Below are 16,906 nucleotides of genomic sequence, written 5' to 3'. Positions count from 1 at the left end.
AGGTATTAGCTGCTGATAATGATGGTTTTTACTCCATAATAACCTGAAAAACAGTGCGTGTTTTCTGAAATAAGTGGAAAGGTGATTTCAGAACCATCTCTTTTTACAAAACTTTTATTTCATATTGTGGCGAGGAGTGGAAAACTTGCTTTGCCGCTGTCGGGCAATGTCGTTACCGGGCAAAGGGTGCCCGGTAACGGAGGGAACGTTAAGAGGAGGAACGGTAGTGCCGTGTGGCTAACCCACTATGCTTCATCATCCTCGTCATCGCGCACCCGCCCGCCGAAGCGGTTACGCACCACCACAAAGAACAGCGGCACAAAGTAGACTGCCAGCAGGGTGGCGGCGACCATGCCACCAATCACCCCGGTGCCCACCGCATTCTGCGCGCCGGAGCCGGCCCCGGAGGCGAGGGCTAACGGCAGCACGCCGAGGATAAACGCCAGCGAGGTCATCAGGATCGGTCGCAGACGCATGCGTGCCGCTTCCAGCGTGGCTTCCACCACCCCTTTGCCCTCTTTCTCAATCAGATCTTTGGCAAACTCAACGATCAGAATGGCGTTCTTCGCCGACAGTCCGATGGTGGTCAGCAGCCCCACCACAAAGTAGACGTCATTATTCAGACCGCGCAGCAGGGTCGCCACCAGTGCGCCCAGCACCCCGAGCGGCACCACCAGCATCACCGAGAACGGGATCGACCAGCTCTCATACAGCGCGGCGAGGCACAGGAACACCACAATCAGCGACAGCGCGTACAGCGCCGGCGCCTGCTGGCCCGACATCCGCTCCTGCCAGGACATGCCCGTCCACTCATAGCCGATACCGGGGGGCAGCTGCTGCGCCAGGTGTTCCATCAGCGCCATTGCCTCGCCCGAACTTTTTCCCGCCGCCGGTTGCCCGAGAATTTCCACCGCCGACAGGCCGTTGTAGCGCTCAAGACGCGGTGAACCGAACACCCACTGCGCCGTGGAGAAGCTGGCGAAGGGCACCATCTTGTCGTTGCTGGCGCGCACGTACCACTGGTTAAGATCCTGCGGCATCATGCGGTACGGGGCATCGCTCATCACGTAGACTTTTTTCACCCGACCCGCGTCGATAAAGTCATTAACGTAGTTACCGGCCCACGCGCTGCTCAGCGTGGCATTGATGTCGGCCAGATCCACCCCGAGCGCCAGCGCTTTTTCCTCGTCAATATTCAGCCTGAACTGCGGGCTGTCTTCCATACCGTTAGGACGTACCGCGGCCAGCGTCTCGGGATGCTGCCGCGCCAGATCCAGCAGGGTATTGCGCGCGGCAGTCAGCTGCTGATGGCCGAGTCCCGCCTGGTCGGTCAGCTCAAAGTCAAAGCCGGTGGCGTTACCCAGCGCGATAATCGGCGGCAGGTTAAAGGCCACCACGTTACCGTCAATAATCGCGCTGAACGCCTTCATTGCGCGGCTGACGATGCCGTCGACCTTGTTCTCATCGCCCGCACGCGCGGACCAGTCTTTCAAGCCCACAAAGGCGATCCCGACGTTCTGCCCGCGGCCGGCAAAACCAAAACCGTTTACCGTCAGCACGTTCTCCACGTTATTTTTTTCCGCCGTCAGATACCAGTCACTAACCCGATCCAGCACCGCCTGGGTACGCTCCTGGGTGGCACCGGCAGGCATGATCGCCTGGGTGGCCAGTACCCCCTGGTCTTCCGAAGGCAGGAACGAGGTTGGCAGGCGCACAAACAGCACCGCCATGCCGACCGCCAGCACGCCATAGATCGTCAGGAAACGACCGCTGCGGTGCAGCATCCGCCCGACGGCATGGCTGTAATGGTCGGCGCTCTGGTCGAACCGGCGGTTAAACCAGCCAAAAAAGCCGCGATGCTGGCCGTGGCCGCCCGTCTTAACCGGCTTGAGCAGGGTGACGCACAGCGCAGGGGTGAGGATCAGCGCGACCAGCACCGACAGCACCATCGCCGACACGATGGTAATTGAGAACTGACGATAGATAACGCCGGTACTGCCGCCAAAGAACGCCATCGGCACAAATACAGCCGACAGCACCAGCGCAATCCCCACCAGCGCGCCCTGAATTTGTCCCATTGATTTGCGGGTCGCGGCCTTCGGTTTCAGCCCCTCTTCCGCCATGACCCGCTCAACGTTTTCCACCACCACGATCGCATCATCCACCAGCAGACCGATCGCCAGCACCATACCGAACATCGTCAGGGTGTTGACTGAGTAGCCAAAGGCATCGAGGATCGCAAAGGTGCCCAGCAGCACCACCGGGACGGCAATCGTTGGGATCAGCGTGGCGCGCAGGTTCTGCAGGAACAGGTACATCACCAGAAACACCAGCACGATCGCTTCTGCCAGCGTCTTAACCACCTCATGAATTGAGATCGTGATAAACGGCGTGGTGTCATAGGGATAGACCACCTTCAACCCCTGCGGGAAGTAAGGTTTGAGCTGTTCAATTTTGGCACGAATGGCGTTAGCGGTGTCGAGGGCGTTAGCGCCGCTGGCCAGCTGAATACCCAGCGCCGAGGCCGGTTTACCATTTATTTTCACCACGAAGTTGTAGTTTTCACCGCCACGTTCAACGCGCGCCACGTCATGCAGCCGCACCTGCGAACCGTCCGCGTTAACCTTCAGCAGAATATTGCCAAATGCCTCCGGCGAGGTCAGCCGCGTCTGGGCGATAATCGAGGCGTTAAGCTGCTGGCCTTTTACCGGCGGCGCACCGCCCAGCTGTCCGGCTGCCACCTGCGCATTCTGCGTTTCAATCCGTGCGATCACGTCAACCGGCGTCAGCTGATAGGTGTTGAGTTTGCCGGGATCCAGCCAGATACGCATCGCATACTGCGAACCAAACAGGGTGGTATCCCCTACGCCGCTGATGCGGCTGAGCGGATCCTTCAGGTTGGTCGCCACATAGTCAGCAATATCTTCCATGCTCATGCGGCCGGTTTCATCATAGAAACCGGGCACCAGGAAGAATACGCTGGAGGATTTACGCACGGTAATGCCCTGCTGCTGCACTTCCTGTGGCAGCAGCGGCGTGGCCAGCTGCAGCTTATTCTGCACCTGGACCTGGGCAATATCCGCGTCGGTGCCGTTTGCAAATGACAGCGTCAGTTGCAGCGTGCCGGAGGCGTCACTGGTGGAAGACATGTACATCAGCCCGTCCAGCCCGCTCATGTTTTGCTCAATCACCTGGGTGACGCTGTTCTGCAGCGTGGCCGCATCGGCACCCGGATAGGTCGCACGTACCTGCACCGCCGTCGGGGCGACGTCAGGGTACTGTTCTACCGGCAGTTTCGTAATCGAAATCGCCCCGGCCAGCATCACGATTATCGCCAGTACCCAGGCAAATACCGGCCGATCGATAAAGAATCTGGACATCAGTTGTTGGTTCCTGTGAGCGCTAAAATAGCCAGCGCACAGAATAAGGCCGAAGGCTTAAGTGCCGCATGATAGGGCATTATTATTTTCTCCCGGAGACCGGTTACCGATATATTTAAAGTGGATGGGTGATGCAGGTGGTATTCAACCGCCGATAGGTTGCCGGAGGAACCTGATATTTTTTAGCGAACGAGCGGGTAAATGACTGCTGGGAGTCGTAGCCATATTTAACGGATATCGTAATTACCTTCTCAGTAGTGCTAATCAGATCATCCGCCGCCAGCGTCAGCTTGCGGTCGCGGATATAGTTTCCCAGGCTGACGTGAGTAATGCGGTAAAACATCCGCTGCAGGTGCCACTTCGAGTAGCCTGAGCGCAGTGCGACATCGTCGACCTTAATCGGGCTGCGGATATTGTCGTCGATCCAGTGCAGCAGCTCATGGATAATCGTTGTATGTCGATCCATTCTCACCCCGACTTACTAAACGTTGCTGCGGATAAAGACAGACGAAACAGACGCGCAGAGCTCACGATAGCCGATACAGATGCAGACGTCAGAAACGTCAATTAGCGGGTAGTATTAGGCCAGCGGGAATATTTCGTCCTGATCACGGATTATTTGTAGATTTCTGCCACACCCTGCATTTTATTTTCGCCACCGGCGGCGATAATTTTCATCGAACCGGCCCCTTCCCGCTCTGCTTTAACAGCCAGCTTGCGGGTCAGGTTGTCCAGCGAGTATGCACCGCTGGCGGAGACCACGCCGATTTTGGTTTTACCGGCGGCATCATTCACCAGTTCGACGGCAAACGCCGTGTTAAGGCTAAACAGCGCGGTCAGCGCCATAATGGCAACGGAGTATTTTTTCATAACAACCTCACAGATAAGTCGTACCGTCAGAGGCGTCTGACAGCCGGGCAAAGAGTATCATTGCGAGTTGCACTTTATTAGCGGGGGAAAGTTGATAGGCTTTATGATTAAAAATCATTAATAACCTCAAAAAACACGCTAAGGTAGCCGGGGTGAGGTTCAGGAGCTGATGCATATCACACAAAACAGGCTGCCGTTGCAGGATTCGTGAAAATTTCACATATATTTCAGTTTATGTATATCGGTCAGGTTGAAGTCTGGCTCACATTGACAAAGGCGTACACATGCTCAGAGAAAATTTTAACGACCTGATCTATCTGGTGATGGTCGCCCAGGAGCGCAGCTTTACCCGGGCTGCGGCGAAGTTAGGCGTTTCTCAGTCGGCCTTAAGCCACGCGATCCGCGGCCTCGAAGAGCGTTTAAACACCCGTCTGTTAACCCGTACCACCCGCAGCGTGGCCCCGACCGAGGCCGGGGAAAACCTGATCCAGAGCGTCGGGCCGATGCTGCTGGATATCGAGAAAACGCTGCTGCAGCTGACCGACAGCCAGGGCATTACCGCCGGCACTATCCGTATTACCGCCGGCGAACATGCGCTCTCTTCCACGCTGTGGCCGCTGCTGAAACCCTTCCTGCAGCAGTATCCGCAGGTGAAGGTGGAACTGTCGGCGGATAACTCGCTAACCGATATCGTTAACGGCCGCTTCGACGCCGGCGTCAGGCTCGGTGAGCAGGTCGAAAAGGATATGGTGGCGGTGCGGATTGGCCCGGACTGGAAAATGGCGGTGGTCGCCTCCCCCGACTATCTGCGGCAGCACGGCACGCCCGCCACGCCGTATGAGCTGCAGCAGCATAACTGTATCAATATGCGGCTGCCGACGATGGGCGGCTTGTACAGCTGGGAGTTCAGCAAGGACGGCAAAGAGATCAACGTTAAGGTTGAAGGCCAGCTGGTGTTTAATAACCTTGCGTCGCGGGTCGATGCGGCGCTGTCCGGCATCGGCATCGCCTGCGTGCCGGAAGACTGCGTGACTGAACTCGTGGCCAGCGGCCGGCTGGTGTCCATGCTCGGCGACTGGTGCCGGCCGTTCAGCGGCTATTACCTCTATTATCCCAGCCGCCGGCAGCATACTCCGGCCTTTGCAAAACTGATTGAGGCGGTGAGATATCGCGGGTGAGCGCTGTCTGGTGACGACAACCCCGCCATCACCAGACAGCGCGGGAGAGTCCCGCGACCGGCCTGCTGCGCGCCCGCGGCGCGTGCCGGGCGCTGGCTTCACGCCAGGTTATCCGCGGCCAGTAATCCGGTGCACGTTGCTCTCCAGCCAGTCGGCCAGCCCGGTGACCTGGCCTTCCACCTCGTGGCCAAGCGGCGTCAGCCGGTACTCGACGTGCGGCGGCACCACCTCGTACGCAATACGCTCAACAAAACCATCTTCTTCCATATAGCGCAGCGTCTGCGCCAGCATCCGTTCGCTGACGCCGCCAATTTTGCGGCGCAGTTCGCTAAAGCGCAGCGTGTCGTCGCGCAGCGCCAGCAGGACCAGCACGCTCCAGCGGCTGGTAATGCGTTTGAGCACGTCGCGGGACGGGCAGTTGACGTTCAGCAATTCGCCGCGTTGAAATTTTTCACTCAGGTTTTCAGACATTTACCCTGCTCTCTGCAAACTAACATTTCTGTAAGTACTTACTAAAAGTTAGTTTATCGTCCACACTCTTTCCACACCAGTTAAAACTGAAGGAGAGAACGATGATTGCGATTACCGGTGCCACCGGCCAGCTGGGCCGTCTGGTGATTGATGCCTTACTGAAAAAAATCCCTGCCGCTGAAATCATTGCCTTAGTCCGCTCGCCGGAAAAAGCCGCTGACCTGCAGGCACAGGGCGTGACGCTGCGCGTGGCCGACTATAACCGGCCGGACACGCTGGCCGGCGCCCTGACCGGCGTCAGCAAGCTGCTGCTGATCTCCTCCAGCGAAGTCGGCCAGCGCGTCGCGCAGCACCAGGCGGTGATCGACGCCGCCAGAACGGCAGGCGTCGACTTTATTGCCTACACCAGCCTGCTGCGGGCAGACACCACCCCGCTGGGCCTGGGCGTCGAGCACCGCGCCACCGAAGCACAGCTCAGGGCGTCCGGTATTCCGTTTGCGCTGCTGCGCAACGGCTGGTACACGGAAAACTACGCCGCCAGCATTGCGCCGGCGCTGGCGCATCACGCCTTTATCGGCGCGGTCGGTGAAGGACGCATTGCCTCTGCGGCACGAGTGGATTACGCCGAGGCGGCGGCGGAAGTGCTGGTGCGCGACGGCCAGGGCGGTAAGGTGTACGAACTGGCCGGTGACGACAGCTACCAGCTGGCCGATTTTAGCGCGGAGATCGCCCGCCAGTCCGGCGAGCAGGTCGACTATGTCAATCTGCCGCAGGCCGAGTTTGCCGCCGCGCTGAAAGGCGCCGGGCTGCCGGACGGCCTGGCGGAGATGCTGGCCGACTCTGACGCCGGCGCAGCACAGGGCGGGCTGTTTGACGACAGCCGCACGCTGAGCGGGCTGATCGGCCGGCCAACCACGCCCTATGCTGAGGTGATTAAGGCCGCGCTGAAGGGCTGATGTTTTTCGCTGGCCGGTCAGTACAGGAAACGCCGCCCGGCCAGTGCGCAGTTTCTGCACCAGCCAGCGGGTTGACTAAGCAAGTCATCAGCCACTCGCTGGTTTTTACTGCGCTGGTCTGACCGGCGGCGCGGGGCCCTGGCTATCACGGGTTACGCCGGGCTTTCTGGCTGTGCGGTTCAGGGTAGCGATGTCACCGGCTGGCTCATCACCGCTTTACTCAGCGATTCAATAATATAGATCACCGGCATCTGGCTGGTGATGTTGATCACCTCTTCAATGCGCGTCTGCTTCATAAAGTAACAGAGCTGCGAGTCGGCCATCTGCGCCAGCGGCGAGCGGATATCGCTGGTGATGGCAATCACTTCACAGCCGGAGCTTTTCAGCTTAGCGGCGATCTCCAGCGTCGGCGGGGACTCCCCGGAGACCGACAGCACCAGCGCAATATCCCCCTGCCACGCCGAGGCCGACACCGGAAAGGTGGCATCGTCGATGTAAAAACACATTTTTCCGGTGCTGGAGAGATAGCGCGCGCCGTACTTGGCCATAATGCCGGAGATACCGGTGCCGACGAAGACGATGTTCTTTTTGCTTTTGATTTTCTCCGCGCAGCTGGCGATGGCGCGATCCATCTCGTCGTTGTTGATCAGGGTGAAAAAGCCCCGCGCTTCCTGCGCGAGGTCCACCGCGCTGCCCTGCGGATGCGTGTCCAGATAAGCCTTTAACCCCCGCTTAAAATCGCTGTAGTTTTTGTAGCCCACCTTGTGGCAGAAACGCAGGATGGTGGTGGTGGAGACGTCGCAGGCGGCGGCGAACTCGCGGATGGTCATATAGCCGAGCGTGGCGTAATTTTTAATCAGATAGTCATAGACTTTGAGGTCGGTGTTGTTGAACTCCCTGACCCGCTGCAGATCGATCATGCTGCTCCCTGGTGCTTATCAGCTGCGCCGTAAAACCCTTTCTTCAGGGCGGGGGAGGTCCACACCCGCTGAAGTGAGCGCTTATCATAAGTCGCGCTTTTTTTTGTGACAAACGTATTTATTTTTTTCAAATGAAAATAGATTATTTACATTCACAAAACAGCGATCTAAATAAAACCTCTCAGCAACACAAACAAAATGTTTTTTAGACGGCGCTATTTTTCACCATAAAAAACAGGGTGTTTTTATTACGGCCCATGTCGTTTTTTATCTGTGACAACAATCACACAAAGGTCGCTAACCAGCTGTTTTTACTTGATGTAAAAATCTGGCCGTGCCAACGTATCACCATCGACCGCATCGCAGAATGTATTTATCTGCAACGCTTTAATTCTTTAACCGCCGATCGTGGCGAGTGAAATATCACTAACAACGTGTGTTCATTGCTATTTCACCATCGGTCTGACACACGCCTCTTTTATTCGCACTATGTCGGTTTAACCCGTTCATCCTTCAGGAGACAGCGTGATGACTTATCAATTTCCGGAAAACTTTTTATGGGGAGCCGCCACCGCCGCCAACCAGCACGAGGGCGGCTGGCAGGAGGGTGGTAAAGGGATCAGCATCTGCGATATCTATCGCGGCGGCGATCTGCACACCGCCCGTGTAGTGACGCCGGAAATCCAGCCCGGCGTCTTCTACCCGAACCACCACGGCACCGACTTTTACCATCGCTACGAGGAAGATATCCGCCTGCTGGGCGAGATGGGGCTGAAGTGCTTCCGCTTTTCCATCGCCTGGTCACGTATTTTCCCCGCAGGCACAGAGCAGCAGCCAAACGCTGAAGGGCTGGCGTTCTATGACCGGGTGCTGACCGAGCTGGAGAAATACGGCATTGAGCCACTGGTGACGCTGTCACATTACGAGATGCCCTACGGGCTGACCAAAGCCTTTGGCGGCTGGGACAACCGTGAGCTGATCGGCCATTTCACCCGTTACGCTGAAGCGGTAATGAGCCACTTCCGCGGCCGGGTGACCCGCTGGCTGACCTTTAACGAGATCAACATTCTTACCCTGCCGTTTGGCGCGTTCCTCGGCGGCGGTATGATTTTCCCTCAGGGTGAGGATTCGCCGCAGCGTCGTTACCAGGCGATGCACCACCAGCTGGTCGCCAGCGCGCTGACGGTGAAAAAAGGCCATGAGATCGACCCCGGCAACCAGCTGGGCTGCATGATTGCTTACCTGACCGCCTACCCGCGCACCTGTTCACCGCAGGACATGCTGTTACAGCAGCAGTGGAACGAGGAACATAACGCGCTGGCCGGCGACGTTCACGTGCGCGGCCACTATCCGGCATGGGCACAGCGCTATTTCCGTGAACATAACGTCACCCTGCAGCAACGGCCTGAAGATGCGGAGATCCTGCGCGACGGCGTGGTGGATTTCTACAGCTTCAGCTACTACAACTCGGTGTGCGTCGGCGAGAGAGGCGAGAATGACCAGGTGAGCGGCAACGGCCATATTGACGCGCTGGATAACCCGTACCTTAAGGCCAGCGACTGGGGCTGGCAGATCGACCCGCGCGCGCTGCGCTGGGTGCTGAACGGCCTGTCACAGCGTTACCCGAACACGCCGCTGATGGTGGTGGAAAACGGCCTCGGCGCGCTGGACGAGGTGGCGGCAGACGGTGCGATCCACGACGATTACCGCATCAGCTACCTGCGCGATCATATTGCTCAGCTGGGCGAAGCGGTGGCCGACGGCGTAAACGTGATTGGCTACACGCCGTGGTCGGCGGTGGATATCGTCAGCGCCGGCACCGGCGAGTACCGCAAGCGCTACGGTTTTATCTATGTTAACCGCCACGATGACGGCACCGGTGACTTTGCGCGCAGCCTGAAGGATTCGTGGTACTGGTATCGCGGAGTGATTGCGTCTAACGGGGCCGATCTGGCGTAAGTCGCTGTGGGGTTGGCGCCCGGCTTATCGGGGTGTGGCTTCGGGGCCGGGTCGCTTTAGGATTGGTGCCCGGCTTATCGGGGTATGGCTTCGGGGCCGGGTCGCTTTAGGATTGGTGCCCGGCTTATCGGGGGGGACATCCGGAACGCGGACACGCTGTAAATACGTCCCTTGTATCTTGAATCTTGTAGTGGGTGGTGGTTAGCTACCACCATCTGAAACAGGGTGAATTTGATACATCCATAAGGTTATGACCTTGTCGTACAGCATAAATCCCCTGCTTCACCTTTCACGCCAGAACAGACTTTGAACGGTTGCCGGGAGCACTGACTCCGCATGCACAAGGATAATGGGCGTGATGGTTATATGTGAAAGGAGACGCATGATGATCCAGTTAGGTATTGACGTTGGAAAAAGTAAAATCGACCTCTGCCTGCTGCCCGATGGTCCCGACGGCAGGAAGAAAACGAAAGTACTGAGCAATGGTCCCCGGGTTGCAGCGGCCGTTCTTGAATGGGTTGTGGCCAGGAAAGTGAACGTGGCCGACCTGCAGGTCGTTCTGGAACCCACGGGCACCTATCACGAACATCTGGCCTTTGGCCTTTACGACCAGGGCGTCAGAGTGGTTATCGCTAATCCGGCCCGCGTGAGGAACTTTGCTAACGGCATGGGGATCCTGACGAAAACGGACCGGGTGGATGCGTTTGTTCTTGCCTGCTACGGTGAGCTGAGAAAGCCCGAAGCGTGGAACGCGCCTCCTAAAGAAATCAGTGAGCTGAAGGCGCTACTGAGCAGGCGGGATGCTCTGCTTAAGGATGCGATGCGGGAAGAAAACCGGCTGGAAAAAATCCTGTCAACGCGCCCTTCTCCTCTGGTTGAAACCTCCGTTCGTAAGATGATAGCCGTGTTGTACGGCGAACTTAACGCGGTGGAAAAACTCATTGATGAACATATCAACAGGTATCCCGGCCTTAAGCGTGACCTGGATCTGCTCACGTCCATCAAAGGCGTGGGGCGTCAGATCGGCCCGAACATGCTGGTCGCCCTGAAAAGCCACGATTTTGAGAGTGCCCAACAGGCCGCGGCCTGGTTTGGTCTTGTACCTAAGGAGAAGCGTTCAGGCACCTCGGTACACTATCGCGCCCGGCTGTCGAAAAACGGCCCCGCACACCTGCGGGCAAAACTGTTTATCGGCGCACTGGTTGCGGTGAAGTATAACAAGCCAATGAAGGCCCTCTACGAACGGCTGCAGGCAGGGGGCAAATGTAAGATGTCGGCGCTCGGAGCGGTGATGCGAAAGCTGGTTCATCAGTGCTTTGGGGTGCTGAAACATCAACGCTGCTACGATGAAAATTATGGTGCAGTGGGTTGACGTTCAAGACGGTAGCTGTACGCTCGGCGTCGCACATCCCTGTGCTCCGACGGTCCGCTTATCCGGATGTCCCCCCCGATTGCCTTTTAACTGTTGTGTCGCTGCCATAAAACCTCTTTACTGAATCCAGCACTCAGCACTCAGCACTCAGCACTCAGCACTCAGCACTCAGCATATAAAATCTATCCTTAGCCGCAACACCTTCCTCCGACGATCAATCTGAGCCTAAAGCCCGGCCTTTAACAGCAACGTAAGTGCCAGCAAGGGAGGCCGTTGGCGAGCAGGTTAGCCGGGCGTACGGCGCAAGGACGCGCCGTCCGAGCCTCCATGGATGGATTATTTTTTAAAGCCGGTTTTTGGGCTTTAAAAAATTAACGGCGTCCCGGCGTTCTGTCGCCAGCGGCCGAACCCGGCACCAATCCATGAAGCTATGCCCTTAAAGCAGCAACGCAAATGCCAGAGAGTGAAGCCGTTTGCGGGTAGCAGCTGGCATCTGACGCGGGGGTTACTGCACCCCGTACTCCCGCAGGCTGTCGCGGCACGATTTCGCGATATCGGCGAGGTCCCACTCCCAGTGCTGCGGGCTGAGCAGCTCCGGGCACCAGCCGCCCCGATAGCCGGTTTCCCGCACCGCCGCCAGCCAGGCCGGAATATCCACATCGCCCTGCCCCGGCGCGTAGTCGCGCTGCACCCACTCATCCCAGGCTTCGCCCGGACGCGCCGCGCGGCCATCGCAAAAGTGCACGCCGTAGATCAGATTAACATCCATCGCCGCCACCTCTTCCGGCCGGGTGTTACCGCCCGCGTGCAGGTGCCAGAAGTCAACCACCAGGCCGACGTTGTCGCGGCCGCAGGCGGCGATCATATCCAGCCCCTGCTGCAGCGAGTTGAAGGCGGTAAACGCCACCACTTCGATCTGGAACTTCAGCCCTAAGGGTTTACCGATATCGGCGATCGCGCAGATATTTTCACGCAGGATGGCGTTGCGTTCTGCTTCCGGCAGGTGGTCCAGCTCGGTCAGCGCCATGATCTGCACCACCGGGCAGCGCAGCTCTACCGCTGCTTCGCAGATGCGCGCGGCTTCACGCAGCAGCGCCTCACGCTCCTCCGGCCGGTGGCGGCCAATGCGTTTCAGCGCGTTGATGCAGGTGATCTCAACCTGATTTTCCGCCATCAGCTCGCGGAAGCGGGCATAGCTGCCGCCGTTCTCCAGATAGCGGTACAGGTGTTCGGGCAGCAGTTCCAGCCCGTCAAATCCGGCTTCACGCGCCAGCCGCAGCTGGGTAACGGCGTTGCTGTACCAGACAGAGACGCCGTGCAGAGACAACTTCATGTTCGCTCCTTGATGCCGGCCAGCCGCTGAGCGCATCCACGACGCGCCGGGCGGCTGGCCGCGGTTGAGTAAGCCTGTGCCGGCACGTATTACGCACCTGCGCGGCGATTATGTGATCAGATGCACCCGGGTGCAAACTGCATTTTGCAACCGGGTGCGATTTAAATCAATTCTGTGAGCATGATTTTATTTCTGAAATGAGGCCAATTGACTAATTTTCCATCATGGCAGAGATTCAGGTTAACAGCATGTTGCCATATGCGACGTAATGTTAATTATCCGGGCTGCTCTCATTTTTTCTTGCACCCGGGTGCATAAAAACAAAACCAACTGACCTGACAGGAAATAACAATGAAAAAATTCAAGTGGTTACTGATACTCATAAGCGCCCTCAGCGTATTCACAGCCCAGGCAAAAACCTATATGGTCGGCGTGGCGCTGGCCAATCTGGATCTCAACTTTGTCTCAATCCTGCGCAGCCAGATGGAGAAGCAACTGAACGAGAAAGGGGTTAAGAGCCAGTACGCCGATGCCAAAGGGGACGTGTCGCTACAGATCCAGCAGGTCGACGACTTTATCAATCAGGGAGCCGACGCCATTATCCTCAACCCGGTGGATACCCAGGGCGTGCTGCCGATTATCAGGGCGGCGCAGAAGGCCAATATCCCGCTGGTATTTGTAAACCGCAAGCCGGAAACCGCGCTGACCGGTAAGGTCGCCTACGTCGGTTCTGACTCCGCCGTCAGCGGCAAAATGGAGATCGAGGCGCTGGCGCAGCGGATGAACCACAAGGGTAATGTGGCGATCCTGATGGGCTCGCTGTCGACTGAAGAGGCGCGTCAGCGCACCAAAGCGGTGGAAGATTTTGTAAGCGCCCATCCGGGCATGAAGGTGGTGCAGAAGCAGACCGCCAACTGGCAGCGCAATGAAGCGGTGGATAAAACCCTCTCCTGGCTGCAGGACGGTAACCAGATTGACGCGATAGTTGCCAACAACGATGAAATGGCGATCGGTGCCATCATGGCGCTGGACCAGCTGAAGAAGAAAGATGTGCTGGTGGCGGGGATTGACGGTACGCCGGACGCGCTGCAGTTTGTTAAAAACGGCAAACTGGCGGTCACCATCTTCCAGGACGCCAAAGGTCAGGCGATCGGCGCGGTCGACGTTGCCCTGGCGATGCTGGCCGGTAAGAAAACCGAAGCCTATAACTGGGTTCCTTATCAGACCATTACCCAGGCCAATCTGCAGGAGTTTAGCGATAAAAACCTGAAGTAGACCCTCATCCGCAGGCGGCCATTCCGGTATGGCCGCCGTGCAGGTTTACGCCTTTATCCGCCGTAGCGCAGCAGGCAGCAAATTCAGCGCCGGCGGGTCAGCTTCGCCGCCATCTTCGTCACCGCGATAAACAGCACCGGTACCACGAAGATCGCCAGCAGCGTACCGCTGATCATCCCGCCAAACACCCCGGTACCGATGGCGTGCTGGGTGCTTTCGCTGGCACCGGTTGCCAGCATCAGCGGCACCACGCCCAGCGTAAAGGCCAGCGAGGTCATCAGGATTGGCCGCAGGCGCAGGCGGGCGGCCTTTACCGTGGCCTCCAGCAGCGGCGTACCCTGTGCGTGCAGCTGCCGGGCGAATTCGACGATCAGAATGGCGTTTTTGGCGGACAGGCCGATCAGCGTAATCACCCCCACCTTAAAGAACACGTCGTTAGGCATCCCGGCGATCCAGACGGCAGCCAGCGCGCCTGCCAGTCCGGCTGGCACCACCAGCATCACCGCCACCGGCACCGACCAGCTCTCATACAGCGCCGCCAGCACCATAAACACCACCAGGACAGACAGCGCGGCCAGCAGCGGCATCTGCGCGGCGGAGTCGCGCTCCTGCAGCGAGCTGCCGGTCCACTCCAGCAGGTAACCTTTCGGCAGTTCTGCCATCAGCTGCTCCATTTTCTCCATCGCCGCGCCGCTGGAAGCCCCCTCCGCCGCACCGCCGGAAATACTGACCGCCGGATAGCCCTGAAAGCGGTTTAACTGCTGCGGTGCCTGGGTCCAGCCGGCGCTGGCGAAGGCGGGGAACGGCACCATCTCACCGCTGGCGTTCTTCACGTACAGCTTCAGTACGTCCTGCAGGTGCATTCGCCAGGCCACGTCGGCCTGCACGATCACCTGCTGGACGCGGCCGTCATCGGTGTAGTCGTTAACGTAGTAAGAGCCGGTCGCCGCGGAGAGCGTCTGGTTGATCTCCTCAAAGGAAACGCCCAGCGCCCGGGCTTTTTCACGATCCACGTCCAGCGTGGCGCTGACGCCTTCCGGCAGACCGTCGATGTAGGCATACGCCGCCACGCCGCTCTGATTGGCCAGTTCGGTTAACTGCTGCGCCGCCGCCATCAGCGCGGCGTAGCCGTGGCCAGCACGATCCTCAAGCGCCAGCGTAAAGCCGGATGAGGTGCCCATCTCCGCAATCGCCGGCGGCATCAGGCTCATCACCGTGGCGTCAGGCTGCTTGCTCATCTCTTCCTGCACGTAAGCGGCTTCTCCGGCGGCGGTCGCGCCCTGACGCTGGTCCCACTCCCTGAGGGTGGTAAACGCCATCGCGGTATTCGGGCCGGAGCCGGAAAAGCTGAAGCCAAATATCGACAGGTTGCTCTCCGTGCCCGGCCGCCCGGCGACCAGCGATTCCAGATGGCCGACCACCTCACGGGTGCGCTGCTGGGTCGCGTCCGACGGCAGCTGGATGGAGGTCATAAAGTAGCCCTGATCCTCGTCCGGCAGGAACGCCGAGGGCAGCGCCCGCCAGGCAAACAGCAGCACCACGCACAGCACGCCGTATAAGGCCAGCACCCGGCCACCGCGCTTTAGCGTGGCGCGCAGGCCGGACTCATAGCCTGCCGTCAGACGGGTAAAGCTACGGTTGAAGCCGCCAAAAAAGCCTTTCTTCTCATCAGGATGTCCGTTCACCGGTTTGAGAAGCGAGGCGCACAGTGCCGGCGTCAGCGTCAGCGCCAGAAACGCTGAGATCAGGATCGACACCGCCATCGACAGCGTAAACTGGCGGTAGATAATCCCCACCGAGCCGCTGGCAAACGCCATCGGAATAAACACCGCGGTCAGTACCAGGGTAATACCGATAATCGCCGGAGTGATCTCCTGCATCGCCTGCTGCGTGGCCTGCTTTGGTGACAGACCCTGCTGCGCCATCAGCCGTTCGACGTTTTCCACCACCACGATGGCGTCATCGACGATGATGCCAATCGCCAGCACCATGCCAAACATGGTCAGCACGTTGATCGAAAACCCGCTGAGCAGCATCACGGTGAAGGTGCCCATCAGCGCCACCGGCGCGACGATGGCCGGAATAAAGGTGTAGCGCAGGTTCTGCAGGAACAGCAGCATCACCAGGAACACCAGCACCATTGCTTCCAGGAAGGTGTGGATCACTTTTTCAATCGACAGTTTGACGAACGGCGCGGTATCGAAGGGCACCGAAAACGCCATATCGTCCGGCAGCACGCCGTTCAGCTCCGCCAGGCGCGCCCGCACGCCGGCGGCGGTGCTCACCGCGTTGGCACCGGGCGACAGCTGTATGGCCGCTGCCGTTGACGGCTGGCCGTTCTCGCGAATGGCAAAGGCATAGCTCTGCAGGCCCTGCTCCACCCGGGCCACGTCGCCGAGGCGCACCCGCGCGCCGTTGGCCTGCGCTTTCAGTGTGATATTGCGGAACTCCGCCAGTGAATGCAGCTGCCCGCGCACGTTCAGTGGATAGGTGACGCGTTGCCCTGCCGCCGCCGGCTCATCCCCCACCCGGCCGGGTGAGATCAGCGCATTCTGCGCGCTCAGCGCGGCAATCACCTCAGAAACCGACAGGCGATAACGGAACAGCTTGTCCGGATCCAGCCAGACCCGCATCGCCTTTTCGGCACCGAACAGCTGTACCTTTCCGACGCCGGGCACGCGCTTCAGCTCGTCAGAGGCATTACGGGCAAACCAGTCGCTGAGATCCGCCTCGCTATGGCTGCCGTTGGGGGACTTCAGGCCGACCAGCATTAAAAATCCGGAGCTGGCCGCTTCGACGCTGAGGCCATTCTGCCGCACCGCAGCGGGCAGCCGCGACTCCACTTCTTTAAGTTTGTTCTGTACGTCAACCTGCGCCAGCTTGATATCGGTACCGGGACGGAAGGTGATGGAGATACTGGCGCTGCCGGACGTATCGCTGGAGGACTCAAAGTAGAGCAGGTTTTCCACGCCGGAGAGATCGCGTTCCAGCAGCGAGATGACCGAGGTATTCATCGTTTCCGGCGTAGCGCCCGGATAGCTGACGCTCACCGAAAGCTGCGGCGGGGCCACCGAAGGATACTGCGCCACGGGAAGCTGCGGAATGGCGATGACGCCGGAAAGGACGATAAAAAGAGCCACCACCCAGGCAAAAACAGGGCGATGAATAAAGAACTGCGGCATCGGTAATTTC

General features: G+C 58.7%; 12 protein-coding genes. 5 read left to right on the top strand and 7 right to left on the bottom strand.

The features are described from left to right. Positions 1-245: 245 nt before the first annotated feature. The 3 genes from GKQ23_RS01350 to GKQ23_RS01340 all read right to left on the bottom strand — a co-directional run bounded on the left by GKQ23_RS01350 (position 246) and on the right by GKQ23_RS01340 (position 4,250). A complete protein-coding gene (locus GKQ23_RS01350; protein WP_212408245.1) occupies positions 246-3,380 on the bottom strand; it encodes an efflux RND transporter permease subunit in 3,135 nt (1,044 codons plus the stop codon). Between the two features lie 115 nt (positions 3,381-3,495). Continuing rightward, on the bottom strand, positions 3,496-3,846 hold the full coding sequence (locus tag GKQ23_RS01345; RefSeq protein ID WP_212408244.1) for a helix-turn-helix domain-containing protein: 351 nt from the start codon (positions 3,844-3,846) through the stop codon (positions 3,496-3,498). Positions 3,847-3,995: 149 nt separating this feature from the next. After that, on the bottom strand, positions 3,996-4,250 hold the full coding sequence (locus GKQ23_RS01340; RefSeq protein WP_056237366.1) for a YdgH/BhsA/McbA-like domain containing protein: 255 nt from the start codon (positions 4,248-4,250) through the stop codon (positions 3,996-3,998). 284 nt (positions 4,251-4,534) lie between these two features. On the opposite strand from GKQ23_RS01340, the gene GKQ23_RS01335 reads away from it, so the two are divergent. Next, on the top strand, positions 4,535-5,428 hold the full coding sequence (locus GKQ23_RS01335) for a LysR family transcriptional regulator (protein ID WP_212408243.1): 894 nt from the start codon (positions 4,535-4,537) through the stop codon (positions 5,426-5,428). Between the two features lie 108 nt (positions 5,429-5,536). Here the strand turns inward: GKQ23_RS01335 and GKQ23_RS01330 are convergent, their stop codons facing one another. Next, positions 5,537-5,899, bottom strand: a complete 363-nt coding sequence (locus GKQ23_RS01330; RefSeq protein ID WP_212408242.1) for a helix-turn-helix domain-containing protein — start codon at positions 5,897-5,899, stop codon at positions 5,537-5,539. Positions 5,900-6,000: 101 nt separating this feature from the next. Between GKQ23_RS01330 and GKQ23_RS01325 the strand changes: the two genes are divergently transcribed. Next, positions 6,001-6,855 carry an SDR family oxidoreductase gene (locus GKQ23_RS01325; RefSeq protein WP_212408241.1) on the top strand — a complete coding sequence of 285 codons (855 nt, stop codon included), beginning with the start codon at positions 6,001-6,003 and terminating at the stop codon, positions 6,853-6,855. A 179-nt stretch (positions 6,856-7,034) separates the two neighbouring features. On the opposite strand, the gene GKQ23_RS01320 is transcribed toward GKQ23_RS01325, so the two are convergent. Further along, positions 7,035-7,775, bottom strand: a complete 741-nt coding sequence (locus GKQ23_RS01320; RefSeq protein ID WP_212408240.1) for a MurR/RpiR family transcriptional regulator — start codon at positions 7,773-7,775, stop codon at positions 7,035-7,037. 528 nt (positions 7,776-8,303) lie between these two features. Between GKQ23_RS01320 and GKQ23_RS01315 the strand changes: the two genes are divergently transcribed. Continuing rightward, positions 8,304-9,734, top strand: coding sequence for a glycoside hydrolase family 1 protein (locus GKQ23_RS01315; RefSeq protein WP_212408239.1), 1,431 nt, complete (start codon positions 8,304-8,306; stop codon positions 9,732-9,734). 385 nt (positions 9,735-10,119) lie between these two features. Beyond that, positions 10,120-11,106, top strand: coding sequence for an IS110 family transposase (locus GKQ23_RS01310; protein ID WP_212408371.1), 987 nt, complete (start codon positions 10,120-10,122; stop codon positions 11,104-11,106). A gap of 505 nt (positions 11,107-11,611) precedes the next feature. Here GKQ23_RS01310 and GKQ23_RS01305 read toward each other — a convergent pair. Beyond that, positions 11,612-12,439, bottom strand: a complete 828-nt coding sequence (locus tag GKQ23_RS01305) for a sugar phosphate isomerase/epimerase (protein ID WP_056237386.1) — start codon at positions 12,437-12,439, stop codon at positions 11,612-11,614. Positions 12,440-12,790: 351 nt separating this feature from the next. Between GKQ23_RS01305 and GKQ23_RS01300 the strand changes: the two genes are divergently transcribed. Beyond that, positions 12,791-13,714, top strand: coding sequence for a substrate-binding domain-containing protein (locus tag GKQ23_RS01300; RefSeq protein WP_212408238.1), 924 nt, complete (start codon positions 12,791-12,793; stop codon positions 13,712-13,714). Positions 13,715-13,797: 83 nt separating this feature from the next. Here the strand turns inward: GKQ23_RS01300 and GKQ23_RS01295 are convergent, their stop codons facing one another. Further along, complete coding sequence (locus tag GKQ23_RS01295; RefSeq protein ID WP_212408237.1) at positions 13,798-16,896, bottom strand: multidrug efflux RND transporter permease subunit; 3,099 nt, start codon at positions 16,894-16,896, stop codon at positions 13,798-13,800. Positions 16,897-16,906: the final 10 nt, after the last annotated feature.

The organism is Erwinia sp. E602, from assembly GCF_018141005.1.
Classification (GTDB): domain Bacteria; phylum Pseudomonadota; class Gammaproteobacteria; order Enterobacterales; family Enterobacteriaceae; genus Erwinia.
This window is presented reverse-complemented; position numbering and strand designations above follow the sequence as displayed.